Origin of the sequence: Rhodohalobacter sp. 614A, assembly GCF_021462415.1 — a bacterium.
Lineage (GTDB): Bacteria > Bacteroidota > Rhodothermia > Balneolales > Balneolaceae > Rhodohalobacter.
The window spans coordinates 968,985-993,133 of the sequence record NZ_JAKEDS010000002.1; the positions used below are offsets into that span (position 1 = coordinate 968,985).

At 39.4% G+C, this 24,149-nt stretch carries 15 protein-coding genes; 6 read left to right on the forward strand and 9 right to left on the reverse strand.

The features are described from left to right. The first annotated feature begins 143 nt into the window (after positions 1 to 143). Positions 144 to 1,145, forward strand: a complete 1,002-nt coding sequence (locus tag L0B18_RS12925) for a lipoate--protein ligase (protein ID WP_234572204.1) — start codon at positions 144 to 146, stop codon at positions 1,143 to 1,145. Between the two features lie 11 nt (positions 1,146 to 1,156). Here the strand turns inward: L0B18_RS12925 and L0B18_RS19880 are convergent, their stop codons facing one another. The 7 genes from L0B18_RS19880 to L0B18_RS12955 all read right to left on the reverse strand — a co-directional run bounded on the left by L0B18_RS19880 (position 1,157) and on the right by L0B18_RS12955 (position 15,447). After that, positions 1,157 to 1,345: a hypothetical protein gene (locus tag L0B18_RS19880; protein WP_370647575.1), complete on the reverse strand. Its 189-nt coding sequence runs from the start codon at positions 1,343 to 1,345 to the stop codon at positions 1,157 to 1,159. A 105-nt stretch (positions 1,346 to 1,450) separates the two neighbouring features. Then, positions 1,451 to 3,070: a RagB/SusD family nutrient uptake outer membrane protein gene (locus L0B18_RS12930; protein ID WP_234572205.1), complete on the reverse strand. Its 1,620-nt coding sequence runs from the start codon at positions 3,068 to 3,070 to the stop codon at positions 1,451 to 1,453. A gap of 60 nt (positions 3,071 to 3,130) precedes the next feature. Beyond that, entirely contained in the window at positions 3,131 to 6,079 is a 2,949-nt protein-coding gene (locus L0B18_RS12935) for a SusC/RagA family TonB-linked outer membrane protein (protein ID WP_234572206.1), read from the reverse strand. Positions 6,080 to 6,427: 348 nt separating this feature from the next. After that, positions 6,428 to 8,035, reverse strand: coding sequence for an FG-GAP repeat domain-containing protein (locus L0B18_RS12940; protein ID WP_234572207.1), 1,608 nt, complete (start codon positions 8,033 to 8,035; stop codon positions 6,428 to 6,430). A 138-nt stretch (positions 8,036 to 8,173) separates the two neighbouring features. Continuing rightward, positions 8,174 to 10,453: a S9 family peptidase gene (locus tag L0B18_RS12945; protein ID WP_234572208.1), complete on the reverse strand. Its 2,280-nt coding sequence runs from the start codon at positions 10,451 to 10,453 to the stop codon at positions 8,174 to 8,176. A 262-nt stretch (positions 10,454 to 10,715) separates the two neighbouring features. Next, positions 10,716 to 14,396, reverse strand: coding sequence for an FG-GAP-like repeat-containing protein (locus L0B18_RS12950; protein ID WP_234572209.1), 3,681 nt, complete (start codon positions 14,394 to 14,396; stop codon positions 10,716 to 10,718). Positions 14,397 to 14,556: 160 nt separating this feature from the next. Next, on the reverse strand, positions 14,557 to 15,447 hold the full coding sequence (locus L0B18_RS12955; protein WP_234572210.1) for an AraC family transcriptional regulator: 891 nt from the start codon (positions 15,445 to 15,447) through the stop codon (positions 14,557 to 14,559). Positions 15,448 to 15,821: 374 nt separating this feature from the next. Between L0B18_RS12955 and L0B18_RS12960 the strand changes: the two genes are divergently transcribed. From L0B18_RS12960 to L0B18_RS12980, 5 genes are all read left to right on the forward strand, one after another. Further along, positions 15,822 to 16,760: a dihydrodipicolinate synthase family protein gene (locus L0B18_RS12960; protein WP_234572211.1), complete on the forward strand. Its 939-nt coding sequence runs from the start codon at positions 15,822 to 15,824 to the stop codon at positions 16,758 to 16,760. A gap of 84 nt (positions 16,761 to 16,844) precedes the next feature. Then, positions 16,845 to 17,852 carry a 4-hydroxyproline epimerase gene (locus L0B18_RS12965; RefSeq protein WP_234572212.1) on the forward strand — a complete coding sequence of 336 codons (1,008 nt, stop codon included), beginning with the start codon at positions 16,845 to 16,847 and terminating at the stop codon, positions 17,850 to 17,852. 76 nt (positions 17,853 to 17,928) lie between these two features. Continuing rightward, positions 17,929 to 19,185 carry an NAD(P)/FAD-dependent oxidoreductase gene (locus L0B18_RS12970; protein ID WP_234572213.1) on the forward strand — a complete coding sequence of 419 codons (1,257 nt, stop codon included), beginning with the start codon at positions 17,929 to 17,931 and terminating at the stop codon, positions 19,183 to 19,185. 126 nt (positions 19,186 to 19,311) lie between these two features. Beyond that, on the forward strand, positions 19,312 to 20,991 hold the full coding sequence (locus L0B18_RS12975) for a DUF885 family protein (protein WP_234572214.1): 1,680 nt from the start codon (positions 19,312 to 19,314) through the stop codon (positions 20,989 to 20,991). 34 nt (positions 20,992 to 21,025) lie between these two features. Further along, entirely contained in the window at positions 21,026 to 22,603 is a 1,578-nt protein-coding gene (locus L0B18_RS12980; RefSeq protein WP_234572215.1) for an MFS transporter, read from the forward strand. Between the two features lie 190 nt (positions 22,604 to 22,793). On the opposite strand, the gene L0B18_RS12985 is transcribed toward L0B18_RS12980, so the two are convergent. Together L0B18_RS12985 and L0B18_RS12990 are read right to left on the reverse strand one after the other, a co-directional pair. After that, complete coding sequence (locus L0B18_RS12985; protein WP_234572216.1) at positions 22,794 to 23,120, reverse strand: hypothetical protein; 327 nt, start codon at positions 23,118 to 23,120, stop codon at positions 22,794 to 22,796. Positions 23,121 to 23,214: 94 nt separating this feature from the next. Next, positions 23,215 to 24,075, reverse strand: coding sequence for a sulfotransferase (locus L0B18_RS12990; protein WP_234572217.1), 861 nt, complete (start codon positions 24,073 to 24,075; stop codon positions 23,215 to 23,217). Positions 24,076 to 24,149: the final 74 nt, after the last annotated feature.

Sequence of the window (24,149 nt, forward strand, 5' to 3'; positions counted from 1 at the left end):
CCTATTTTGACAACTCTTTCAGGCATTTCAAAAATGATTCTTCCTATTCTTTTGTTTGAGATTAAAAATTTCATTTTGCCAGTTTATACTTGCCGGAAAAAACGAGATTTTGTGAACGAAAATAAACGTATTGATTTAATTTTATGATTTTTATTGAAAATGAAGGGATTACAGATCCCCGGCTGAATCTTGCCTTAGAAGAGTATGCACTTCGAAATTTTGGAGAAAACGAAGATTATCTTCTTTTCTACATAAATGAACCTTCCATCATTATTGGCCGCAATCAAAACACCCTGGAAGAGATTAATGATGAATATGTGAGGGCGAATGGTATTTATGTTGTTCGAAGAATTTCCGGAGGCGGAGCTGTTTATCACGATCTGGGAAATCTGAATTTTAGTTTTATCACAAATTATAAAAAGGAGAACCTCCATAATTTTAAAAAGTTTACGGAGCCGGTTGTGCATGTACTGCGAAAAATGGGCGTTCAGGCAGAGATGAGCGGACGAAATGATCTTCTTGTTGATAACCGGAAAATTTCCGGAAATGCCCAGTTTTCAACTACAAAACGGATGTTTAGCCATGGCACCCTCCTTTTCGATAGTGACCTTGATGAAGTGACCCGGGCTTTGGATGTAAAAATGAGTAAGATAGAATCAAAAGGGCATAAATCAGTTCGGAGCCGGGTAGCCAACATCTCCGAATTTATGGATGAGAAAATGGATGTTTATGAATTTAGATCACGCATTTTACATGGGCTTTATGAAGAGCGCCCTTCTTTTGAGCGCTACCATTTAACAGAAAATGAATGGGAAAAAGTCAGACAGCTTAAAGACGAGAAATATGGAAATTGGGACTGGAATTTTGGGCGATCACCGAAGTTCAATATTCAGAGAAATCGTAGATTCCCAATTGGAGAGATCGATTTACGCCTGAATGTGGAGCAAGGTCATATCAAGAATTTAAAAATCTATGGAGACTTTTTTGGCGTAGAACCGGTTCAAAAAATTGAAGATCATTTGCAAGGTGTGAGATACGATCCGGCTGCATTGCAGACTGAGGTAAAAAAACTGAACCTGGAATCCTTTTTTGGAAAGATAGAACAGGATGATTTTCTGCAACTGGTGTATGGAGAAGACGAATAGATTTGGATACGTCAAATGGCAAGCTCTTTTAATACTTGATAAACCGGCTGACACTCCTTCAGCAATGGTTTTAAGTGATCCGGAAATGGTGTTGTTTTGGGCTGATACGGTTTAAAGCCAGTTGAATTATGAACGGACTGATACCAGTATTTAGCCCAGATTCCATCTTCTGGCCTTGCCCCTTTCTCCCGGCACAACATCTTTTTTAGAAAATAACCCTCCTCTATATACTCAGTAAGTACAAGTATAAAGAGGAGGTTTTTGGGTGATACATATGCTCTTAATCTTCCCTATAAATGTTTCACTTACTCATAACCAGGATTTTGCTGTAAATTCGAATTCACATTTAGCACATCATTATGAAGTGGAAAGATTGTCAAATGATCGGAATGTGTTGCCCGATGTTTAAACCAACTTTTCGCTGTAAAAACAGATTCTCCGGATGTTGTTTTAAACCGGATGATCTGTCTTCTGCGGAAAGATTCAGCCGCAAACTCATATCCGATTTCATCCAAGAATCCGCCAAATACAATATCTTCGCCTCCTTCAAAATCAACAATTTCACCAGCTTCCGTAAAGCCGTATTGATATTTGCTGCCCCCGGTTAAATCGGCTGCAGTCACAATTTTATCTTCAGAATATGGATCAAAATTCCGTTCTCTTACTTGATTTACAATCACGGCTGCTTCACCGCTTCTTCCAGTATGAAGGAGAGCTTCTGCTTTCGCCATCAGTGTTTCGGCAAAACGGAAAATGGGATAATCTGTGGAAATATCAACTTGCGCTCCGGGTCGAGGGACCTCATACTTAGCGGGAGAATATCCCCAGTCGAATGGTTGCGGTACACCAGACTCCGTTGTTTCCATATAGTTAATAAAATTGGCTAAAACTTCGCCGGTTTCCGGATCTTCAACTTCTCCCATTAACCAGGTATCGTCTAACCTGCCGTCATCTTCATCATATGTATCAATAAATTGAGGTAAGGCTGCATTGCCGCCCCATGGCTGAGCTTCCATTCCATATGCTCTTTGCATAATAGGTGGAAAACTTTTCATATGATATTGGTTTCCGGTTCCCAGGAGTTCATCATAAGGAACAGCCCATATAAATTCCTGAGAATTGTGATTATTTAACGAGAAGTTGTCTTTGTAGACAGGTTCCAGCATAAAAGGACCATTATTGATAATATAGTCCGCTTCTGTAATCACCTGCTCCCATTGAGGGGTTCCCGTGTACACTTCTGCATTCAGATACGTTCGTACCAAAAGAGACCTAGCCGCCCAAGCCGTAAATCGTCCATACGTGGCTTGATTCACTTCATCGGTCAAATTTGGGATTACAGCATTCAGTTCACTTACTACAAAGTCGTAAACTTCCTGCCTTGTATTTTGCTCGGGAACAGACTCGTCAGAGAAATCGGTAACGATGGGTACATTTCCAAAGTTATCGAGCAAAATCCAGTAGTAATAGGCTCTAAGCCCGCGTAGTTCGGCAAGAATTGCTTCTTGCCCCGTCTCCAAGGGTACAACTCCGGATTCTATTTGATAGATCACCCGATTTGCCGTATTGATTCCACTAAAGCTCTGACCATATGTGCTGTTAGGCTGCCCCTGAAATCTATCCCATTCATGTTTGTGCATCCGAATGTACGTACCACCATCATACCATCCATTGGGACGTACAGGAGTTACCATTACATCGGATGATTCTTCCTGAAGGTCAAAAAAAGAATACCAGCCTAATTTCATTCCTCTCAATACAGAATAGGCAGGTGCGATCAAAGCGGAAATATCATCCTCAGTCGGGTTAAAGTTCTCCTCGGTTATTTGATCGTGAACCGTTTCCGTCAGATCTGTACATGCAGTCATCACTACAAGAGTACTTATAATGACAATCGTTAAATAGGTTTTTAGTTTTAACATCATAGTTTTTGATTTAAATTTTTTTGATCAAATACTGTCTGTTTTAAACACGAACAGATTTTTTTAAAAAGTTAGATTCACACCCAGTGTAAATGTACGAGTAGTCGGAAATTTATCTCTGTGGTCTGTACCGGGATCGAGGCCATTGATTCCCACCTCGGGATCCATTCCTTTATAACCGGTAATGGTTAAAAGATTGCCACCCGATACGTATACTCTGGATTGGGTAATTCCAAGGTTATTTAAGTCGAAGGAATATCCCAGAGTTACATTATCCAGTTTCCAATAATCTCCATCTTCAATGTAGTAGCTAACATATGCCAGATCCTGGTTCAAGCGGGCTTTTCCATATACATCATCAAATGCAGTTTCCAGCATGTTGTATTGAATCACCCTGGGGTTTTCATAATACAAGCGTTGGAAATTGAGAATCTGATGACCGAAGGCACCATACATTGTGACATTTAAATCAAAGTTTTTGAACCTGAAGTTATTATTCCATGATAAGAAGTGATCCGGAATACCATTACCAAGAATAGTTCTGTCTCCTGGGCCTGCTTCACTAGCGGGAATACGTTCTCCCTCATTATTCTGAATAATCCATTCTCCCTCTTCAGTAATATCCACCGAATCCCATCCATAAAAATTACCAACAGGGCCACCGATTTCCACACGGTGTGTAGTTACCTGAATGGGTTCTCCGGTATGGCCTGGATAAAAATAATCACTTCCAAGATCGAAGAGCTCATTGGATAAACTAATCAGACGGTTAGAGTTTGTTGAATAGTTTACACTTGTATTCCAAGAGAAGTCTTGCTTTTGAACAGCAGCAGCCTTCAGTGAAGCTTCCATTCCGTAGTTACGAATGTGTCCCACATTTGCAAGAATATTGTTATATAGATATGGAGGTACTGGTACCGAATAATTCCAAAGCATATCTCTCGTATCTCTGCGGTAAATATCGTATGTACCACTAAGCCGGTCATCAAAAAGCGAAAAATCTACCCCAACATTTATCTCTTCTTTTTGTTCCCAACGAAGATCAGGATTCGGATTTCTCGCAGGAGAAATTCCCTGAATCCATTGACCATTATTAAAGAACCTGCTGCCATAAGAAAAGCTTGTTAAAGATAAATAAGGGTCATCCGGAGCAACACCTGTAACCCCAAATCCAGCACGAACTTTCAGGTCTGATATTATATCTACTTCATCCATAAAGGATTCTTCACTAATTCTCCAACCTGCGGAAATCGCTGGAAATAATCCCCATTTATGGTTTTCACCAAACTTGGAATTACCCTCATATCGAAGACTTCCCATAAGAAGATATTTCCGATTCCATATGTAGTTTAAGCGGCCAAAAAACCCAATCAGTTTGGAAGAGTTTTTATAACTGCCCATTCCAGCTTCCCCCTCAGATAGGCCATTACCAATACCAAGGTTATTGTAACTGAAAAGATCTGTCGCAAATCTTCTATTGTTTGCACCAAATCCATCATAGATGGTTTCCTGCCAGCTATAACCACCAAGAATGCTAAAATCATGAGCATCAATCTGATTCTCGTAAGTAGCTGTAAATTCAACAAGATTTTCTGAGGACGAATCTAAACTTCTACTTGCATAACCTCCTTCTCCACCTGTTACATTTGCCGTATGCTCAAATGTTCTTGAATATCCAATATCCCGATTAAAAAGAGTCGTTGACCCCAATAAAGAGAGGCTTAAATTTTCAATTGGATTGAGTGTAAGGGTTCCGTTTAAACGGAGTTCTCTTTCTTCCACATCACTATTAGTTTCTTCAATCCGAGCAACCGGGTTATCATAATTAAATCCATCCCGTTCTATCCATGTGCCATTTTCATCAGTTACGATATCTGTCGGATTCCGAATGAGTGCTTGTCGATAATCATAATTACCAAAAGAATCATCATATGTTCTTCTGTTGGCAATTAAGTTTACATTTGCATCTAACTTTCCTTCAAGCATCGAGTGATTGATATTAATCCGACCGATAAGATTATTATCGTTAGATGTTAAAAAGATACCTTCCCAGTTTTTGTAATTAAGAGAGGCCGTATAACTGGTTTGCGCAGATCCTCCCATAAGAGTCAGATTATGAGTCTGACCAAATGGTGTCTGCATAATTTCATCTTGCCAATCTGTGCTTGATCCGTAATCAGTAAAGTTTACGCCCTCGTCAATTAACCGACGATAATCATTGGCATCAAGCATATCAGGTTTGTTATAAATTGTTTGAGTATTAACATAACCACTATACTGTAATGTTGGAGGCTGCCCCTTAGTGGATTTTCTGGTGGAAATTAATATTACCCCATTCTGTCCTCTTGAGCCGTATATAGCCGCTGCTGAACCATCTTTGAGTATATCTACAGATTCGATGTCTTCCGGAGCAATTGTATTCAAAGAGCCCGGAACTCCATCAATGAGTATTAATGGTTCGGAACTAGAGTTTATAGTTGTAATTCCCCGAAGGCTAATATCCCCATTATCTCTGGGATTTCCACTGGATGTGGTCACAATCAGACCGGCTGTTTGTCCCTGAATCATTTCCGCAGCACTTCTTGCAGAGGCCTGTACAAATTCGTCTGTTGAAACGGTAGAAACAGAACTTGTTAAATCTTCTCTTCTCTGAGTTCCATACCCAACCACAACTACTTCATCGCCAACTACAGCCTGGCTAACCATGTGAACATCTATTTCAGAGCGGCCTTGTATGGCTATTTCCTGACGTTCATAACCAATAAAAGTAAAAATTAAAACCGCATCTTCTGATGGAACCTCAAGACTATATCGTCCATCCAGATCCGTTGCAGTTCCCTGATTGGTCCCCTGGATAAGGATACTTACACCCGGAAGCGGTTCCATGTTTGATTCATCTAAAACAGTACCAGTCACCATCTGCTGTGCCAGCAAATTGGTGTGTAAACCAATGAGCAACATCAGCACACATAACACTTTTTTAACTGTTACAAACTGTATTTTTTTTATCATTTGAATCATATTAGGTTTGATTTTTTAACTCCTCAGCACAGAATTTTTCAGTACATATACATGACTCAAAAAACTCTTTTATTAAAAAAGCAAAACAGAAATGCCTAAACTAATACTATCTTACAGCTTATTTATTCAATTTTTTTAAATGCACTTCTTTAGATGGCTTATTTGGATGAACAATTGAAAGGAAGTACTAAATTTCTAAGCCATTCGCAGACTAGAATCCTTGAGTTATTACCATGGATTATTAACCCAGAAACATTTCCAGGTATTCAATCTGAAATTCGTTCTGAAGTTCTGAACCTTAATGATGAAAAGTGATTCTATGTTTAGCTCAAACTCACTTTATTTATAAAAATGATTTTCCAGGATGAGAATATGTGGACTCTTGATTAATATGGATTCAACTTGGGGCAACACTTTTGTAGGTCCGAGAGATAGGTTTGCTAAAACTATATCTTCAAACCCATTGCCGGTTAAATCACCGGTATCCATGGTAATCCATCTTCCGTAAGAAGCTCTTTGCGGATGATAGGGTTGAAATGAAAAATCCCCGCTATTTTTAAATATTATGAATCCCTCCTGAGGTTTTTTAGGATAATCAGCAAAGTAAGAAATGGCGGCGATATCAAGATTTCCATCCTGATCAAAATCTACAGCTTTTGCAGTGTAAGCTCCATTAACCGGATAAAACCATTTTTCTGAAAAAGTGTTATCACCATTATTTAAGAAAATATATACCCCATGATAGGGTTTGTAGATGAGCGAATAATCGGCATTGTCTCCGCTGGTGTAGAGAATATCCAGAAGTCCGTCATCATTAAAATCAACCAATTCAAATGAACTGGAACCGGCAGTTATTGGAAATTCCAGAAGTGTTGATTGCTCAAAAGAACCTTTTCCATCATTTGTGAACAGATAGATTGCCTGATCGACTTGTGAACACAGAGCCAGGACATCAGGATAGCCATCCCCGGTAACATCTTTGACTTCTGATTGCAAACACCCGGGAGTGGCAATTAATACGCGTTTATTCAAGTCGTATTGATCTCCCTCATTTTTCAACCAAAATAAACTTCCCCTCCTGTGGCCAAATTCACTGATTAAAAGATCATCGAATCCATCTTCATCTAAATCACGTTCCAATGTTTCGACGGGTCGTGCGATATCGTCAATAATTATTGAGTCAAAATCCCCTTCACCCGTTTCCGTATCAAACCAGCCCTTTATGATGGCCCCTTCCCGGGCGTCTGATGGGGCCAGACTCCCGATATGTGTAAGAAATACTTCACGAATGGATGATGCACCAGATGATTTTGCAATCTGGATATCCGAAACGGGAGAAGGAACGTTAAAATCAGCGAGAACTTCTAAGTGTCGATTGAAGATGAAAAGCTTTTCCGATGCAGCATCTGCCATATAAATCAACTGGCTTTCAGGATCGATGCGAACTGCACTTGTCATGGGATTGGAAGGCAGTGCTAATGAAGAAGGATGAGATTGAAAGAAGAGATTGTCTGTGATGATTTCAGTTTCAATATTCTCAGGCTGAAGTCGATCAGGGGCTGTTTGTTCATAGTAATGAAGAATTTTTTTCCATTCCGATTCCTGAATCACTGCATTTTCGGGATAAAAATTTTCAGGTAATTCCGGAGTTTTATCTAACGGGTAGACTTCTCCATTGTATTCCTTAATTCCCAGAAATGGCCCCATTGTGGGTAAGGTTTGCGTTCGCCACGTTTTTTTATCCAGCAATTCAGGTTTTGGAAAACTATGGCAACGGCTGCAATAATTTTTCGCTAAGGTCTCTCCTTCCCGGGTGATTAAAGCAATGGCTCTTTCTCTCTCAGTTCCAGAGGTGATAGAATTCTTATTCCAAATGAATAGAAAGACTAAACATATGATGAAAGCAATGGCAAAGAACAGTAGAAATTTAGCTTTTTTCGATACCATTGCAGATGATTTTGCAGAATTTATTTTTATTCAAGAGAATCTATTTCACCTAAACGCAGGGAATTGATGCTTTGAATTCATAAGCATTTTATACCCCTAGAGCTGTTTCAATTAAGAAATACAGATTTTATCCGGAAACTACATTTCGGAATGCTGATTCCAATTGGGAGTGTCAACATCCTTCAAGTGCTGCAAAAAATAATCGAATCTTTTGCGTTCTTCATACTCTCCAACGCTGCCGTGTCCTGCTCCCGGAATGGCAAGAAAATCGAAATCTTTATTCGCTTTAATAAGCGCATCGGCTACCTGGTATGTTGATGAGGGATCCACATTTGTGTCGAGTTCACCCACAATCAGTAACACATTCCCCTGTAATTTGTGTGCATTTTCAACATTTGAAGAGGCTGCATAATGCGGACCGATCGGCCAGCCCATCCATTGTTCATTCCACCAGATTTTATCCATTCTGTTATCATGGCATCCTACGGACGAAACCGCAACGTGATAATATTCAGGATGGAATAACAACGCTCCTAAAGAACTTTGTCCGCCTGCAGAGCGTCCGTAGATTCCAACTTTACTATTATCATACCAGGAATACTCTTCAGCAACGGCTTCGTGCCATAAAATCCTGTCGGGGAAACCGGCATCTTTAAGATTACGCCATGCAACATCGTGAAATGCTTTTGAGCGGTTTGATGTACCCATGCCATCAATTTGAACAACAATAAAACCCATTTCCGCCAATCTCATCATATGGCTAAAGGGAAGAAAACTCTTGGGTACGAAGTTATCGTGCGGACCGGCATAAATATATTCGATCACCGGATATTCTTTATTTGGATCAAAAGCGGTCGGTTTTATGATGATTCCGTAAATATCGGTTTCACCATCTCTGCCCTTTGCAACAAACTGTTCTGGTGCTTGCCAGCCCGCTTCAACAAGTGGGCTGATGTCTGCCTCTTCCAGCTTCATAACCAGTGACTGGTCACTCGTCTTTCGAAGTTCGGAAATGGGTGCTTTATCTACCTGAGACCAGGTATCAACGTAATATTCCCGGTCGGATGAGAATACCACGTCGTGGTTACCATTTGCTTTTGTAAATCGAGTTAAATTTGAACCGTCGAAGTTTACTCTGAAATAATGGATGTAGTATGGATCCTGATCCTCGTCCATACCACTTGCCTGGAACCAAATCTGCCGGTTTTCTTCATCCACATATTCAACTTCCCGAACGACCCACTCTCCTTCAGTAATTTGGGTTTTTACTTCTCCGGTGGCCGTATCATACAAATAAAGATGTCGCCAGCCGTCTCTCTCAGACATCCAGATAATTTCCTCACCATCTTCTGTATAATGTCTGAAAAGAGAGGTAGCATAGCTGAAAAACGTCTCAGGTTCCTCATTTATAATTGCACGTGCCTCGCCATTCCCGGCATCTACTTCAATGATTCTATATCGCTGATGTCCTCTCTCATTGTATTCAAATGTAAAAGCTTCACCGTCTTCCCGCCATCGTAATCCGGTTTGAGAAAAAGCATTTGGAAACAACGAGGAATCAATATGCAACTGTTTGCCCTGTTCCACATTAAAAAGTACAGGTTGTTCTTTATCCAACACATCGCCGGGTTTTACATATGTTCGGCTTAGATGTTTGGGCTGAAGCTGACTTTCAGGTGAAGATTCTACATAATGCACTTTTCTAACGTACCCCGGAATGACCCGATAAACAGCTAATTTTTCAGAATCAGGAGACCAAGAGATAGAATTAAAATTGTAATAATTATTTTCGGAACCATCCTGGCTGAGATGGAGAACTTCATCAGAATCCGTTCGCTTAACAACCAGGTTATAGTTTTGAATATATGCTTCCCATTTTTTATTCGGCGATGTTATGGAAGAGTCACTTGCACTTAAATCAACCTCTTCACGTTCATGGTCCCAAACTCCCCACTGCCAATTGGGCCTTTCAGAAGTATCTTCCCGCCCCTCACATTCATACTGATCTAACGTGCAGGTAAAGATCGTATCATCAAAAGAGACTTCTATAGATTGTCCATTATTTTTGTATTCAAATGAGTTAAAAGGAAGTTCTTTCGCTGTGTATGATTCTTCTGTGATTTCAGAAAGTGAGCTGGCTAATCTGGCATGATCAAATGCAGGTCTTTTTTCCGATTCTTCTGCATTTACACGAATAAATTCATGTCCTCCTTCAATAGTTTTTCGATACCAAAAGATAGGTTCATCTTCCAGCCATTCGGGGTTCCCGGTAATGTTATTTATAACTTTTCCATCAAATTTCTCCCAAAGTTCCTGAGCATTCTTATAATCTTCTACGGTTGCTTGCGCAAAAAGAGTATGAGTGAAAGGCGTAGCTAAAAAAAGAATTAATAAAAATCGTAGATAATTGCTATTCATGCACTTATAATTTTTAATGTGAGTAATAATCAATGAACCGGTGTAATTTGGAATGAGGATTCGTTCATCAAAGGGATTTCAAATTTTAATTTAAAAGACGAATAAAAGCCTTAATGATATTTAATAAAGCTTGATCATACAGGCTTATAATATCTTATTCTATATTTGATGATTTATGTCATTTACATTCTTTATCACATAACCGACAGAATCTGCTGATATCACTTTTTGATAATGATTCAGAACATGTCGGATCGCTATTTTAATCGATATCAGGATGAACGATTCGGTATTCCATCTGCCCTTCGATAACCTCTACCATCTGTTGATTTCCATCGTGCCATTGTACTTCAATTGCTTGAGGCCATTCTTCATAACCAAGTACCTGAGCAGAACTATTTTGTGACCAATAACCCGAACCCGCATAAATACCCCGCAGCGGACCATATTTTTGATCTGAATATTTCAGACGAATACTTGAGCCAATTCCATCAGTATTTCCGGGAGGACCTGCTAATTTTATCTGAAATCCAGCCTTTTTATTCTCGTTTAGGAAAACACGGGTATCTGCATAATTCTGAGAAACGATGAGATCCATTTTACCATCCTGGTTGTAATCACCTAATGTAGCACCTCGCTGTTCTCCATAAAGTTTTACTCCTGAAATCTGCCCCGGAATGGACTCAAAATTACCCGTTCCATCTCCCCTCAACCACAACCCTCTTCCGGCATCCAGTCTTGGTTTACTTTGGGGATCAGACACAGCAAAAAAGTTTTGCGAGAGAAATATGTCTTCAAAGCCATCATTATCAAAATCGGAAACAACGGTAGAAAATCCGGCTGAAAATTGTGCTTCTGCAGACAAAGGTTTCGCAGAAAATGATGTACCTCCCTCGTTGATAAATACCGTACTCAATACCGTATTCACCTCTTTATAAGGAATTTTAGTGATGTCTTTTTGCAGCATTTCTGCTACTGTCATGGTTGAAAATTCTTTGTGTGATTGGATGTGCCCTAAAATGTTTCCCAACTGTTCATATTCATCCAGTTTTCTGCGGGGCACGTAGCCTCCTATGTCATCATCATAATAGGATTCAACCATATCGATTCTGCGATCCAGGTTAAAATCACCATAAAAAATTCGCAATGGATGATCTTTTGATTTTACCTGGTTGGGACTGTTTTTACCAATATTCGCAACGACCAGATCCGGATAACCATCATTGTTAAAATCTCCGGCAGAAATTCCCTGCCATAATCCTTTGTACTGATGTAAACCCAAATCGCTTGTTTTTTCTGTGAAAATACCTTGCTGATTTTGGAAAACTTTCAGTGTCCCCCATTCCGTAGATATTATCAAATCTTGTTGGCCATCCAGGTTATAATCCATAAAGATGGCACCGGTCACAAGCCCAATGTTTTTTAAGATGTCTGAATTGGCTGAATCCTCTTTTAATTGCCCATTTTGCATGGTAAAAAGTCGCGAGGTAGCATCTGAGGGGTATTGACCCGGTAAAAACCTTCCGCCAATAAAAAGGTCAGGAGAACCATCACCGCTATAATCTGCCGCAGCCAATGGTCCCGATGTAGATAAAATTCCCGGAATACTATCAACTCGAACAGTTTGATTTTTATCTATTTGAATGTGAAGCGCAGACGGAGCACGTGAAGTACCAATCTCGTAATTGGCTATTCCGATAATCAGATGTGAGCGATCTTCTTCATTCCAGCCAATAATTCCGGTTTGATCCCCCTCAGCCCCAATTTTTAAAAAATCATTGGAGACCGGTTGAAATTGTCCCTCATTCAGATCATAATTAAAAATTCCTGTTTCTCCACCCTTTCCAGACCCAACGATCAATTCTTCCACACCATCAAAATCAATATCCACCCAGGCGAGCCCCGGTCCATATTGACTAAGTTTTTGTGGAAGTAAAGGTTGAACCCGGAAATCATCATATTCATCTTCATGATGACGATGCTTCAACGATTCACTTTCATCTCTAAAGTATGTAGTTGAATCTTGGTTATTTTGAGCATCATCCGTAAAAATAGGTGTTTCGGTTTTCACTATTGTTTTTTGATCGATCTCGTAAATTTTATTTGCGGAAAGCGTGTCTAACTTACTCTGAGTTCCATCCGGCCAGGTAATTGTTAATTGATGCTTACTCTCAGGAGTTGCGGCAAAGACCATCATTGGATCTGAACCAGAGAGATAATCCCCGCCACTCATAATTTCACTTGTCTGATCACCGCCGGGTCCGCCTGAAAGTTTAACTTTTGCGCCGATAGCTTGTGTATTCGGTGATTCCCCCCTCAGTCGAATAGCAATTCGGGAGTTTATTGTTTTATTCTTAAAGATCGCCGGTTCATCATTTAACCGACTTATAATCACATCAAGAACTCCATCATTATTTAAGTCTGCCGTAGCCATCCCCATGGAGATATCTTGCTCATTGAACCCCCAATCGCTGCTTACATCCGTAAATGTAAGATCTCCGTTATTTCTAAAAATCTTGTTGTTTTGCCGCAAGCGTGGAAATTGATCGATATAAGGAATCGTAATTTGACCCTGGGTCTCAATCAACCGGTTTAATCTTTCTTCCTGGGCATCCAGGTTTTGAAAATCATGGGCAAAACCATTCGCTATGAGGAGATCTTCATGGCCGTCCAGATCCAGATCCAAAAACCGGATCGCCCACGACCAATCACTTGCTTCCAGTCCACTGTAGTAAGAAATTTCAGCATATGTATTATCTCCTCTGTTCAGATACATCGAGTTGCGATTATACCTGGGGCGTAATTTATTCACACCATTTTGTAAAGGATAAGGTTCAATTGGAAGACGAGTGATGAGACGTTCGCTGTGATTACTATTCAGCATTTCCACCGTAAAAATATCCGTATGGCTGTCTTTATTGATATCAGAAAAATCCACAGTCATAGAATAGAAACTGGAATTTCGGATGGCTAGGCTGTCAATTGCTTTAAAAATTCCGTCTCCCTGATTTATCCAAATTCTGTCGGGGGTCCAAAAATCATTGTTTACATATAAATCCGGCAGGGAATTTCCATCCAGATCCTGGAATTTTGCACTTAATCCCCAATCAGGAGAAAGCCCCAAAGGAGTTCCGTCAGATGCAAGAAATCTATTTTCTAAATCGTCCACCTTTTTAAAGGTTCCATCTCCATTATTTAAATAAAGTTCATCCTGTCTGCCAATTTCGTGCCTCTCGGGATGATGCCCTTCTCCCCTGTCGATAATTGTAAAATAATCATCGTAGGGAGGAATGAGCTGACCATTCTTGATCGTATTTTCCCATGTAATCTCCTGGGCCTCAAAAACATCCAAAACATTCGTTTCCCTGTAATTGGTGATATACAGATCTAAAAATCCATCCCTATCAACATCTGCCAATGCCATGGTCATGCTTCCTTTGGCGGATTCCAATCCACTATTTTCCTGCAAAGTAAATTTCCCGGTTCCATCATTCAGATAAAGCGCATTCGCTGTGTTTACCGTTGTTATCAGCAGATCTAAATCCTCATCCCCATCCACATCTGCAAAGACGGCGCCGCTGGAGAGATGTTCTTCATGGGCTACACCGGCTTCATCGGTAACATCTGTAAACAGAAATCCTCCCACATTCAAATAAAGTCGATTAGGTCCGTCGATTCGGGTAAAATACAAATCCACGTGTCCGTCACCGTTTACATCTCCTGCGGCCACTCCGGATCCATTCATCAAAATTCGGTTCTCAGACATGCGATTATCAGCCAAATCATTTCGAAAGGTTATTCCGGTTATATTTGATGGAATTTGTTCAAGCCCAACGGGCGAAGATTGATCCATTTCCAGTTCAGCCCATCGATACCCTTTTTCCTGATTCCATGAAAATTCACGAATTGGTTCGGATTTTCTGCAACTGGCTAATAAAAGCAAGAGCAGAGCAAAACAGAAAAGATTTAAATGGTTTGGTTGTATTGAGAACAATTTTTGACTCGATAGAGAGTGGCACTGGTTTATTTCTTCATGCATCACAATGGTTTAAAGAAGACAGGTGAGGAACATTCATTCAGATCACCCGATACTTTTTAGTATATCAGGCCCAGCTCATGCTTTGTTTTTCATATTTCTTAACATAATCGCTGGGGCAAAGACCCGTTATTTTTTTGAACTGACGGTTAAAATTCGACACATTATTAAAACCGCATTCGTAGCAAATCTGGGAGATATTAAAATCTGAATTGCGGAGCATTTTGCAGGCATTCGATACACGAAGTTCAATTAAGAACTGAACAAATGTTTTTTGAGTATGTTGTTTAAAGAAATGGCAAAATGCCGCCTGGCTATAATTTGCAACTTTAGCTACATCTTCGAGCTTGATGTCTTTATGGAAGTTATCGAGGATATAATTGATAACTCTATTAACTTTTTTGTTTTTCTGGTCGCTGGCGGGAACCTGATTGCTGATCGTTGCGAGGTATTCAAAATCTTTACTTGCAGACAAATCATTTAGGATGGACAAAATCTCAAGTAAGCGGGCAAGTCCGTTCAGGTCTAATAAATCAAAAATTCTGTCACTAACCGATTCAACTACATGAGGATTAAACTGAATACCTCGTCCGGATCTTTCAAGCAGAGATCTGATTTCAGATGTTTCTTCAATGCTAAAAAAGCCCTTTCCTAAAGACTTCTCATGAAAGAATATGGAAATTGTTTTACATTCAAGTTGTTTTGCACTATCAAAATACATGGGATCGCTTTTAAAAACGTGCGATTGGTTGGGGCCAATCAAAAATAAATTTCCTGGTTGATAGGAAACAAAAGAATCCCCGGCAAACAAATCCCCAGTACCTTCTACGATATAAATGAGTTGCATTTCGGGATGATAATGTAGTTTATCATACATATGAGGACGTTCTTCAAATTCAACAATAAAGCCCTCTTTTCCAGTTTTAGGCAATCGGAAGAAAATTGATTTGTCTTGCATAGTTAACTCCATTTGTAAAATTTCTACACATATCTTATCTCAAAGAATCGATTTTTCAGCAGATTTGCATAAAATTGTATCAATATTGTAAAATAGTAATAGAATTCATGAAGATTGTACAACCTTCGGCCATTGAGATTTGATCAGCTATTTGATGTTTATCATTCTCAATTTGGAAAGCTTTGCAAAATTTTTTGTTGATTTAGAGAATATTGTCTGAATAAGTTAAAATCGTATAAGATTTAAATGTTTTTATTCATTTCTTTTCAAAAGCTTTTAATTCTTTCTAATAGGAAAACATCAAAAGACGAAATTTTACAGTACAACAAGAATTTCAAGATTCTTGAATTTTTTAAACCAAATCAGATATATAAATGAAAGTAAACTGGAAAGGAGTCTATCCCGCAATTACCACAAAATTCTTTAAAGACGGTTCGATAGATATAGACACATTTAAAAAAAATATTAATACTCAAGTTAAAGCAGGCGTACATGGAATTATTCTGGGTGGCTCATTAGGAGAAGCCAGTACATTAAGAAAGGAAGAAAAATTTGACCTGGTTGATAAAACACTGGAAATTGTTGATGAAAAAATTCCGGTGATTATGAATATAGCTGAGAAATCAACACCGGAAGCTGTAACTGCAGCGAAAGGCGCAGAAAAGCTTGGAGCCTCAGGGCTTATGCTACTCCCCCCTATGCAGTATAAAGCTGATGACCGGGAAACTGTAGAGTTCTTTAAATCCGTCGCCTCATCAACGGATTTACCCATTATGATTTATAATAACCCTGTTGATTACGGTATTGAAGTTACGCTCGACATGTTTGAAGAACTTATTGAGTTTGATAACATTCAGGCTGTAAAAGAATCTACCCGTGATACAACGAACATCACACGATTTATCAATCGATTCGGAGATAGAATTAAGGTACTCTCCGGTGTGGATACGATTGCCCTGGAATCTATGGTATTAGGCGCTTCCGGATGGGTAGCAGGACTTGTCTGTGCATTTCCAAGAGAAACGGTTGCTATCTACCAACTTGTTAAAGAGAATAAAATTGAAGAAGCATTGAAAATTTACCGATGGTTTATGCCGCTTCTGGAACTGGACATCCATCCAAAGCTTGTACAGTATATTAAACTTGCTGAAGTTGCTACAGGAATTGGTACTGAATACGTCAGACAGCCACGTCTTCCACTTGTGGGCGAAGAGCGGGATCGGGTACAAAATATTATCCAAACTTCTCTCGAGAAAAGATCCTCTATTGAGGAACTGGTTTATAATAATTCAGAGCTAATTGGCCAAAGCTAATCTTAAAATGTTCTCGAAGAGTTATTTCATGAAAAAATCTTTTGAACATTTTGTATTTAATAGAATGAATTTATAAAAAACAGCATGATGGCAGATATAAAGCGTTTTTTCTGTATTGATGCGCATACTTGTGGCAACCCGGTTAGGCTTGTGGCAGGCGGCGGACCTATCTTGCAAGGGAACTCGATGAGTGAAAAACGCCAGCATTTTCTCGCTGAATTTGATTGGATCCGAAAAGGATTGATGTTTGAGCCCAGAGGGCATGATATGATGTCCGGCAGTATTCTTTATCCACCTGTGGATCCCGCAAATGATATCGGCATTCTGTTCATAGAAACCAGCGGATGCTTACCGATGTGTGGCCATGGAACGATTGGAACAGTTACCATTATGCTTCAGGAAGGACTGGTACATCCAAAAACTCCCGGAGAAGTAAGACTGGAAACTCCCGCGGGACTTGTTCAGGCAACCTATCAAAAAGACGGCGATAAAGTTACCTCAGTCAGATTAACGAATGTAACCAGTTTTTTGGAAGCTGTTGATCTGGAGGTAGATTGCCCGGATTTGGGAAAACTTCATGTAGATGTAGCTTATGGTGGTAACTTTTATGCGATTGTAGATCCCCAGGATAATTTTAGGGGCATACAAGATTACAAGGCTGATCAACTCATTAGCTGGAGCCGCGAATTACGTAAACAACTCAACCAAAAGTATGAGTTCGTCCATCCCGAAGATGCCACAATAAATGGTTTAAGTCACCTTCTTTGGACCGGTGAAACATTAGACAAAGATTCAACAGCCCGAAATGCTGTTTTTTATGGAGATAAAGCTATTGACCGTTCTCCCTGCGGAACCGGAACTTCAGCCCGCATGGCTCAATGGTATTCCAAAGATAAACTGAAAAAAGGAGATGAGTTTATTCACGAAAGTTATATCGGAAGTAAATTCACAGGCCGCATTGAAAAGGAGATCAATTTTTTCGGAAAGAAAGCGATTATCCCCAGTATTGAAGGATGGGCTAAAATTACAGGTTATAACACCATCACTATTGATGATGACGATCCTTATGCTCATGGATTTCAGGTTATTTGAAAAATCTCTGCACCTGAAGTGAAGAACTCTATGGTGTGGTATCAAAAAAATCATGGATTATTTTCACTTATAATAAATGAATAACCAACGGGTCATTATTATCGGTGCAGGAATTGCCGGGCTTTTTTCAGCCTATTATCTCAATAAAATGGGAGCAGAAGTTACTGTAATTGATAAAGAATCCGGTAAGGATAATTGCTCCTACGGAAATGCCGGCATGATCGTACCCAGCCATATTATACCTCTCTCCTCTCCCGGAGTTATCAGTAAAGGCTTAAAATGGATGCTCGATGCTGAAAGTCCCTTTTATATCCGGCCACGCCTCAGCCTGGAACTTTTGTCTTGGTTATGGACCTTTAAAAAGTTCTCAACAGCTCAGCATGTAAAAAATTCAGGTCCGGTGCTGAGAGATCTTCTTCTGGAAAGCAGGCAATTGCTCATTGACCTTGAATCCAATGAAAAGCTCAACTTTGGCTTTGAAAAAAAGGGTCTTTTTATGTTTTGTAATACGGAGTACGGGCTCAAAAAAGAGATTGAAGCAGCTCAAAAAGCTCAGGAATTAGGCGTTCCCGCAAAAATACTTTCCGCTGAAGAAGTACGCAAAATGGAGCCAAATATAAAACTCGATATAATCGGAGCTACATATTATCCAAAAGATGCTCACCTGCACCCTGGAAGCCTGATGAATGAACTAAAGGCCTTATTGATCAATAATGGGGTAAAATTGGAGTTTGATACGGAAGTGGTAAGTGCTTCATCCGATCATAAGAAAGTTGCCTCTGTAAAAAGCAAAGATGGAAGAGAATGGCCTGGAGATTCTTTTTTGATTTGTAGTGGAGCTTATTCTGCAGAAACAGCACAAATATTTGGGAAAAATTTAAAGCTACTTGCAGGTAAAGGCTACAGCATCACTTTAAAAAAGCCAAAGAAAAGTCCACAAAATTGTGGAATCCTGTCAGAGAAAAAAGTCACTATAACACCTATGTTTAATTTGCTTCGTTTTGCAGGTACAATGGAACTGACAGGTACGGATAAATCAATAAACCCTAAAAGAATTAATGGATTAAAGAAATCCGTTTGTGAATACCTGCCGGATTTTACAATGAATGATTTCGCTGGCAAAGAAGTGTGGACAGGATTACGCCCCTGCTCGCCCGATGGATTACCATATGTAGGAGCATTTGATGGATATTCAAACCTTTTTGCCTCAACCGGCCATGCAATGATGGGTATGAGCCTTGCCCCCTCCTGTGGTAAAATGGTAACGGATTTAATCCTTCACGGAAAATCTGAATTTGACACTCCATTGATCAATCCAAACAGGTTTGGGTGATAGATAAAATTCATTTTCAAAAAACTTATCTCCTAGTGTAAACCATAACTAAATTCATCGATTATAATGTCTTTATTGATCTCAAATAAACATCTCGTCTATTTTCTACTTCTTTCATCTTTTTGTTTGATTCTCCCTAGTCAATCATTTGCCTTTTCAGATGATGAAAGCATTGAAAACCTCATTCGAATATTTGATCAGGATGAGGATGTATTAAATAGAAAATATTCTGTCAGACATTCAGACGAGTATTTTAATCGCTTTGAAAAATTTTATAACGACTGGCAGAATCGGCTGGATGAATTAAATTATGAGGAGCTTTCCCAACCCGGCAAAGTCGACTATCATCTACTCGTGAGTCATATCAACCGGAGAGTTTATTTTCTGAACAGAGACAAAGAACAGTTTGAGAATGTGAAACAATGGCTTCCCGATTTGAATGGAATCATGCAGTATATCAATACAAGAAGAGTTGGTACAAAACCGGATGCCCAAAATTTGGCAAACGAGATGAATCAATGGGCAATTGAAGTTGAAACGTTACAAAGCAAGCTTCAGGAATCTCCGATGCTCTTGAAAAAGGATGCCAATGCTGCGCATGATGCTTTGGAAGATATCCGTAATGCCCTGGAAGATGCATTTCTATTCTACAATGGTTATGATCCTGATTTTACCTGGTGGATGGAGGAACCTTATCGAAAGTTAGATGAAGTTTTAAAAACGTATTCTGAGTTCATCAATGAATATTTTGATGCTGAAAAAGAGCAAATGGATAACAGCGGTATTGTCGGAAATCCTATTGGAGAGGAAGAGATTCTTAAACGTTTAGAGTTTGAAATGATCTCATACACTCCGGAAGAACTAATTGAAATTGCTGAGTATCAGTTTGCGAAATCGGAAGAAGAAATGCTGAAAGCCTCCCGGGAATTAGGGTATGGTGATGATTGGCACGCAGCTTTAGAGCATGTAAAAGAAGCTTATGTTGAACCTGGCAGAAAGCCGGAACTTATCATGAGGTTATACAACGAGTCTATTGATTTTATTGAAGACCGCGACCTGATCACCATCCCGGATCTGGCCAAAGAAGTCTGGCGCATGCAAATGATGAGTCCTGAACGGCAACTTATAAATCCCTTTTTTACAGGTGGTGAGGTTATTAGTATTTCATATCCAACGAATACTATGGGGCATGAGCAAAAAATGATGAGTTTACGGGGAAATAATCCTCATTTTAATCGTGCTACTGTTCAGCATGAGTTGATTCCTGGACATCATCTACAAGGGTTTATGAATCGCCGTTACAACACGTATCGTTATCCGTTCCGCACTTCATTCTGGGGAGAAGGTTGGGCGCTATACTGGGAGCTTCTGCTTTGGGATCTTGATTTCCCGAAGAGCCCTGAAGACCGGATTGGAATGCTTTTTTGGAGAACTCACCGGTATGCCAGAATTATCTTTTCACTTAATTACCACTTGGGAAATTGGACACCCCAGCAGTGTATTGACTATCTGGTAGAGCGTGTGGGCCATGAATATGCAAATGCTGAAGCGGAGGTACGACGTTCATTTACCGGGAATTACGGGCCCCTTTACCAAATTGCTTATATGATTGGAGGTATGGAAATTTACTCTCTTTATAAAGATTTGGTGGACACTGACCAGATGAGTCCGATAGAGTTTCATGATACTATTTTAAAAGGAGGAAGTATCCCCATTCGCATGGTAAAAGCACTTTTAACCGATGAAGAATTAGAGAAAAATCAAACTTTGAATTGGAATTTTGCTGACTATATTTATGATGAATAATTTTTCTAACTAACTAACCAGAAATAAAAGCACCATGGAAAACACAAATCAACTACAAAATATTAATCGAAAAAAAATCTTCAGGGGGATTTGTCTCGCCCTTTTCCCTACGGGTTTTTCCTTTGTTCTTGTCAGCAACATTCTCTTTCAACTTAAAAGTGAATTTATTCTTACAAATGCCCAGGTTGGGTATATTGGTGGAGCAGCTTTATGGGGAATGGCCGCTTCACTGTTAATTATTGGCCCATTTCTTGAAAAATTTGGTTTAAAAAAGGCCACTATCGGAGCTTTTGTTTGCCATCTTTCAGGTGTTACATTTTTCTTATTCGGGGCATTCTTTGCCGGCGATCCAAATGCTTTCTGGATTTTGTTTTTGGGTGCCATTGGCTTTGGAGCTGGCAATGGTTTTATCGAAGTAGCTGGAAATCCACTTACAGCAGCGCTTTTTCCTGATAATAAAACCACGAAGCTAAACCATTTTCATGCCTTCTTTCCCGGGTCTATGGTTATCGGTGGTTTATTAGGTTGGTTAATGACTCAGGCTGGGTACATTGGCTCTATTAATATTGCTCATTGGACCTGGCAAATAGGGATTATTTATATACCAGTTATCGTCTATGGTTTTTTACTATTACCCGAAAAATTTCCAAAAACCGAAACTGCAGAAGCTGGTATTTCCATGAGCGAACTGTTTAAATATACATTTACTCATCCGTTGGTTTTGGGGCTCATCTTCCTCAAAATGATTACACTTTCTCTTGAAATGGGACCGAGCCGCTGGATTCCTGAAGTGCTGAAATCTGCCGGAGTTCACGGAATGCTTGTTTTTGTGTGGATCAGTGGATTAATGGCTGTTTTGAGGCTTTCTGCAGGCAAATTTGTGGAAACGCTTTCACCAACGGGAATGCTTTTAGGATCTTCCGTTCTTACCGGAATAGGGCTTTTAATGTTTGCGTTTATTGAAACCGGATTGTTTGCACTTATGATTGCTGCAACAATTTTTGCCTGTGGCGTGGCTTTTTATTTCCCAACCATGGTTGGATTGATGAGTGAACGGTTTCCTAAAGCCGGTTCTTTAGGGCTTCTTCTAATGATTGGAATGGGATTTTTTGCTGCAGGTGGAGCAAATGCTATTATGGGAGGAATTTCCGATCAATATCTTCCAGATGCTCTGGACGAACAACAAACTATAGCCATTCTCCAGCAAGTTGAAGAACAATATCCGGAATATATTCAACGTGCAGAAGAAGCTTCAGGAAATACTGACAGGCTCGCAGAGCTCGGATATCGCGAAGTTGACGTTCGAAATGTCTTATTCCATACAGAAGAAGCATTGGCATATTACAGAGATAATGGGGAACTCAGTGGTAATTTAACCGGAAATGCTTTAAGAGCCATCTCAGATTCCAGTATTCCAGGAGAAGAAGAATTGGTTCAACAGGCACTCGGTATCTTACGGCCAGCGGATAATTACGGTGGCAGAATGTCATTTCTTTGGGTAGGTCCAATTGCATTTCTGGTAGCTTTGGTATTTCTGATATTATATATTAATGACAAAAAGAAAGGCGGATATCAGGTTGTGAAACTGGAAAAAAGAGATCTTACGGCCTAAAAAACTCCTGACCAAAAATTTTCTTTTAAAAAAAGCGTCATATTTTCATTATATATGACGCTTTTTTATTTAAGACGAATCTTTTCTTATTCTACCATAAACTCCAGTAATACCATAAATTCGCAAATCAGATATGATTGCTCTCTAATATTTGAACAGATTAAAATAGAATATTCAATCATTCGATCTATCATCCAGAAATAACAGACCAGAACTCCAGCGCAAACAGAAATAAGTACAAACCAAGAGCCACAAAACCAGCAATATTCCAATATCTTTGAACGGATTTGAAATGCTCAATACTTTCCCACTCTTTATTTTTCCAGGCCATTTTATTGCCTTTGAAACCCAAAACAAACATCATAACAACATTAATGACCGGCACAAATGCAAGTAGCGCGATGTATGTTTTGTTCCCAATACCCCAAATGCCGTTAAGGAAAAAAGCTCCCCAATTCCACTGATTGATTTCGGAAGGTACGCTGTCTGAAATGTCCTGATTTGATTTACTTTCCATCAATTTGTCACCCAATGATTGTTTTTATTGTAGATATCTAAAAATTTCTTTCAATTAAACAAATGAGGTCGTTAAAGTAAATGCTCTGAATATTTTATTTATGTGAAGGATTTAACAAGTCGTATCCAAATAGTTCTAATTGAGATGCGGCAATCCGATTGTAAGAATCTATCTGGGATGATGTCAACCGCCCAATCTGTTTTTGATTTATCTGTAAATCCAGCATTTTGGTAATCGCATTCCTGTCAAACCAATATTTCTGGTTAACTTCTCCAAAACTGGGTTTTTCGTTCGCCTTCTCATTTATAATCATTTTTGATTTAAAACGAAGTTTCTGGATTTTAACCGGTTCCACTTCCGTAAACTTATAAAGCTGTTCAGAAACCGAAAACGGATTTTTTAATACCTCCTCAAAACTGACGTAAATAGTGCGGGGATGGACCTGATGTATCTGGCGCATTTTTTGCCCTACTTCTGAATAGAGAGTTGCAGACTTTTCGATATCCATTCCTCTTCTCATGTGCCCGTTTGCTACTGCATAGCCGTTTCGGATTAAAAAAATAATGTAGATGCCGGGATATATTTTACGCAGAAAATTTGCTTCATCAATATCATAATCAACAGATTTCAGGCATAGCGCCGATTGAGAAACTTCTTTACGGGTATAAAGTTCGGTTTCAGTTTTATACTTGTTATCGGACATTTTCAGTGTATCCATTTTGTATCTATAAAGCTGAAGATCAATAATGGAATAACTAAGAGAAGTTTCCAAAACCCCTAACCTTCTGGCAATTGAGATGTACCGATTAAACTTCAGATGCTTATTTTTTTTAAAAATTGTACCCGTCTCATATTTCGGGGAGCATATTGCCGGGTGAGATTGTAAAATATTCCAGAGAATATTCGTGCCTCCCCGGCTGTATCCACATATAAGAATTACCTTTTTATTTAACATTGCCGTTTTTTGTAGACAAATTTTTCTTAAAAGGATTCAGATCTGAGTCCAACATCTGTGCAAATAATTGAGGT

What these genes read in the sequence shown, in the direction of transcription:
- L0B18_RS12925 (WP_234572204.1), top strand. Translation starts at nt 144, where the DNA reads ATGATTTTTATTGAAAATGAAGGGATTACAGATCCCCGGCTGAATCTT.
- L0B18_RS19880 (WP_370647575.1), bottom strand. Translation starts at nt 1,345, where the DNA reads ATGTTGTGCCGGGAGAAAGGGGCAAGGCCAGAAGATGGAATCTGGGCT.
- L0B18_RS12930 (WP_234572205.1), bottom strand. Translation starts at nt 3,070, where the DNA reads ATGATGTTAAAACTAAAAACCTATTTAACGATTGTCATTATAAGTACT.
- L0B18_RS12935 (WP_234572206.1), bottom strand. Translation starts at nt 6,079, where the DNA reads ATGATAAAAAAAATACAGTTTGTAACAGTTAAAAAAGTGTTATGTGTG.
- L0B18_RS12940 (WP_234572207.1), bottom strand. Translation starts at nt 8,035, where the DNA reads ATGGTATCGAAAAAAGCTAAATTTCTACTGTTCTTTGCCATTGCTTTC.
- L0B18_RS12945 (WP_234572208.1), bottom strand. Translation starts at nt 10,453, where the DNA reads ATGAATAGCAATTATCTACGATTTTTATTAATTCTTTTTTTAGCTACG.
- L0B18_RS12955 (WP_234572210.1), bottom strand. Translation starts at nt 15,447, where the DNA reads ATGCAAGACAAATCAATTTTCTTCCGATTGCCTAAAACTGGAAAAGAG.
- L0B18_RS12960 (WP_234572211.1), top strand. Translation starts at nt 15,822, where the DNA reads ATGAAAGTAAACTGGAAAGGAGTCTATCCCGCAATTACCACAAAATTC.
- L0B18_RS12965 (WP_234572212.1), top strand. Translation starts at nt 16,845, where the DNA reads ATGATGGCAGATATAAAGCGTTTTTTCTGTATTGATGCGCATACTTGT.
- L0B18_RS12970 (WP_234572213.1), top strand. Translation starts at nt 17,929, where the DNA reads ATGAATAACCAACGGGTCATTATTATCGGTGCAGGAATTGCCGGGCTT.
- L0B18_RS12980 (WP_234572215.1), top strand. Translation starts at nt 21,026, where the DNA reads ATGGAAAACACAAATCAACTACAAAATATTAATCGAAAAAAAATCTTC.
- L0B18_RS12985 (WP_234572216.1), bottom strand. Translation starts at nt 23,120, where the DNA reads ATGGAAAGTAAATCAAATCAGGACATTTCAGACAGCGTACCTTCCGAA.
- L0B18_RS12990 (WP_234572217.1), bottom strand. Translation starts at nt 24,075, where the DNA reads ATGTTAAATAAAAAGGTAATTCTTATATGTGGATACAGCCGGGGAGGC.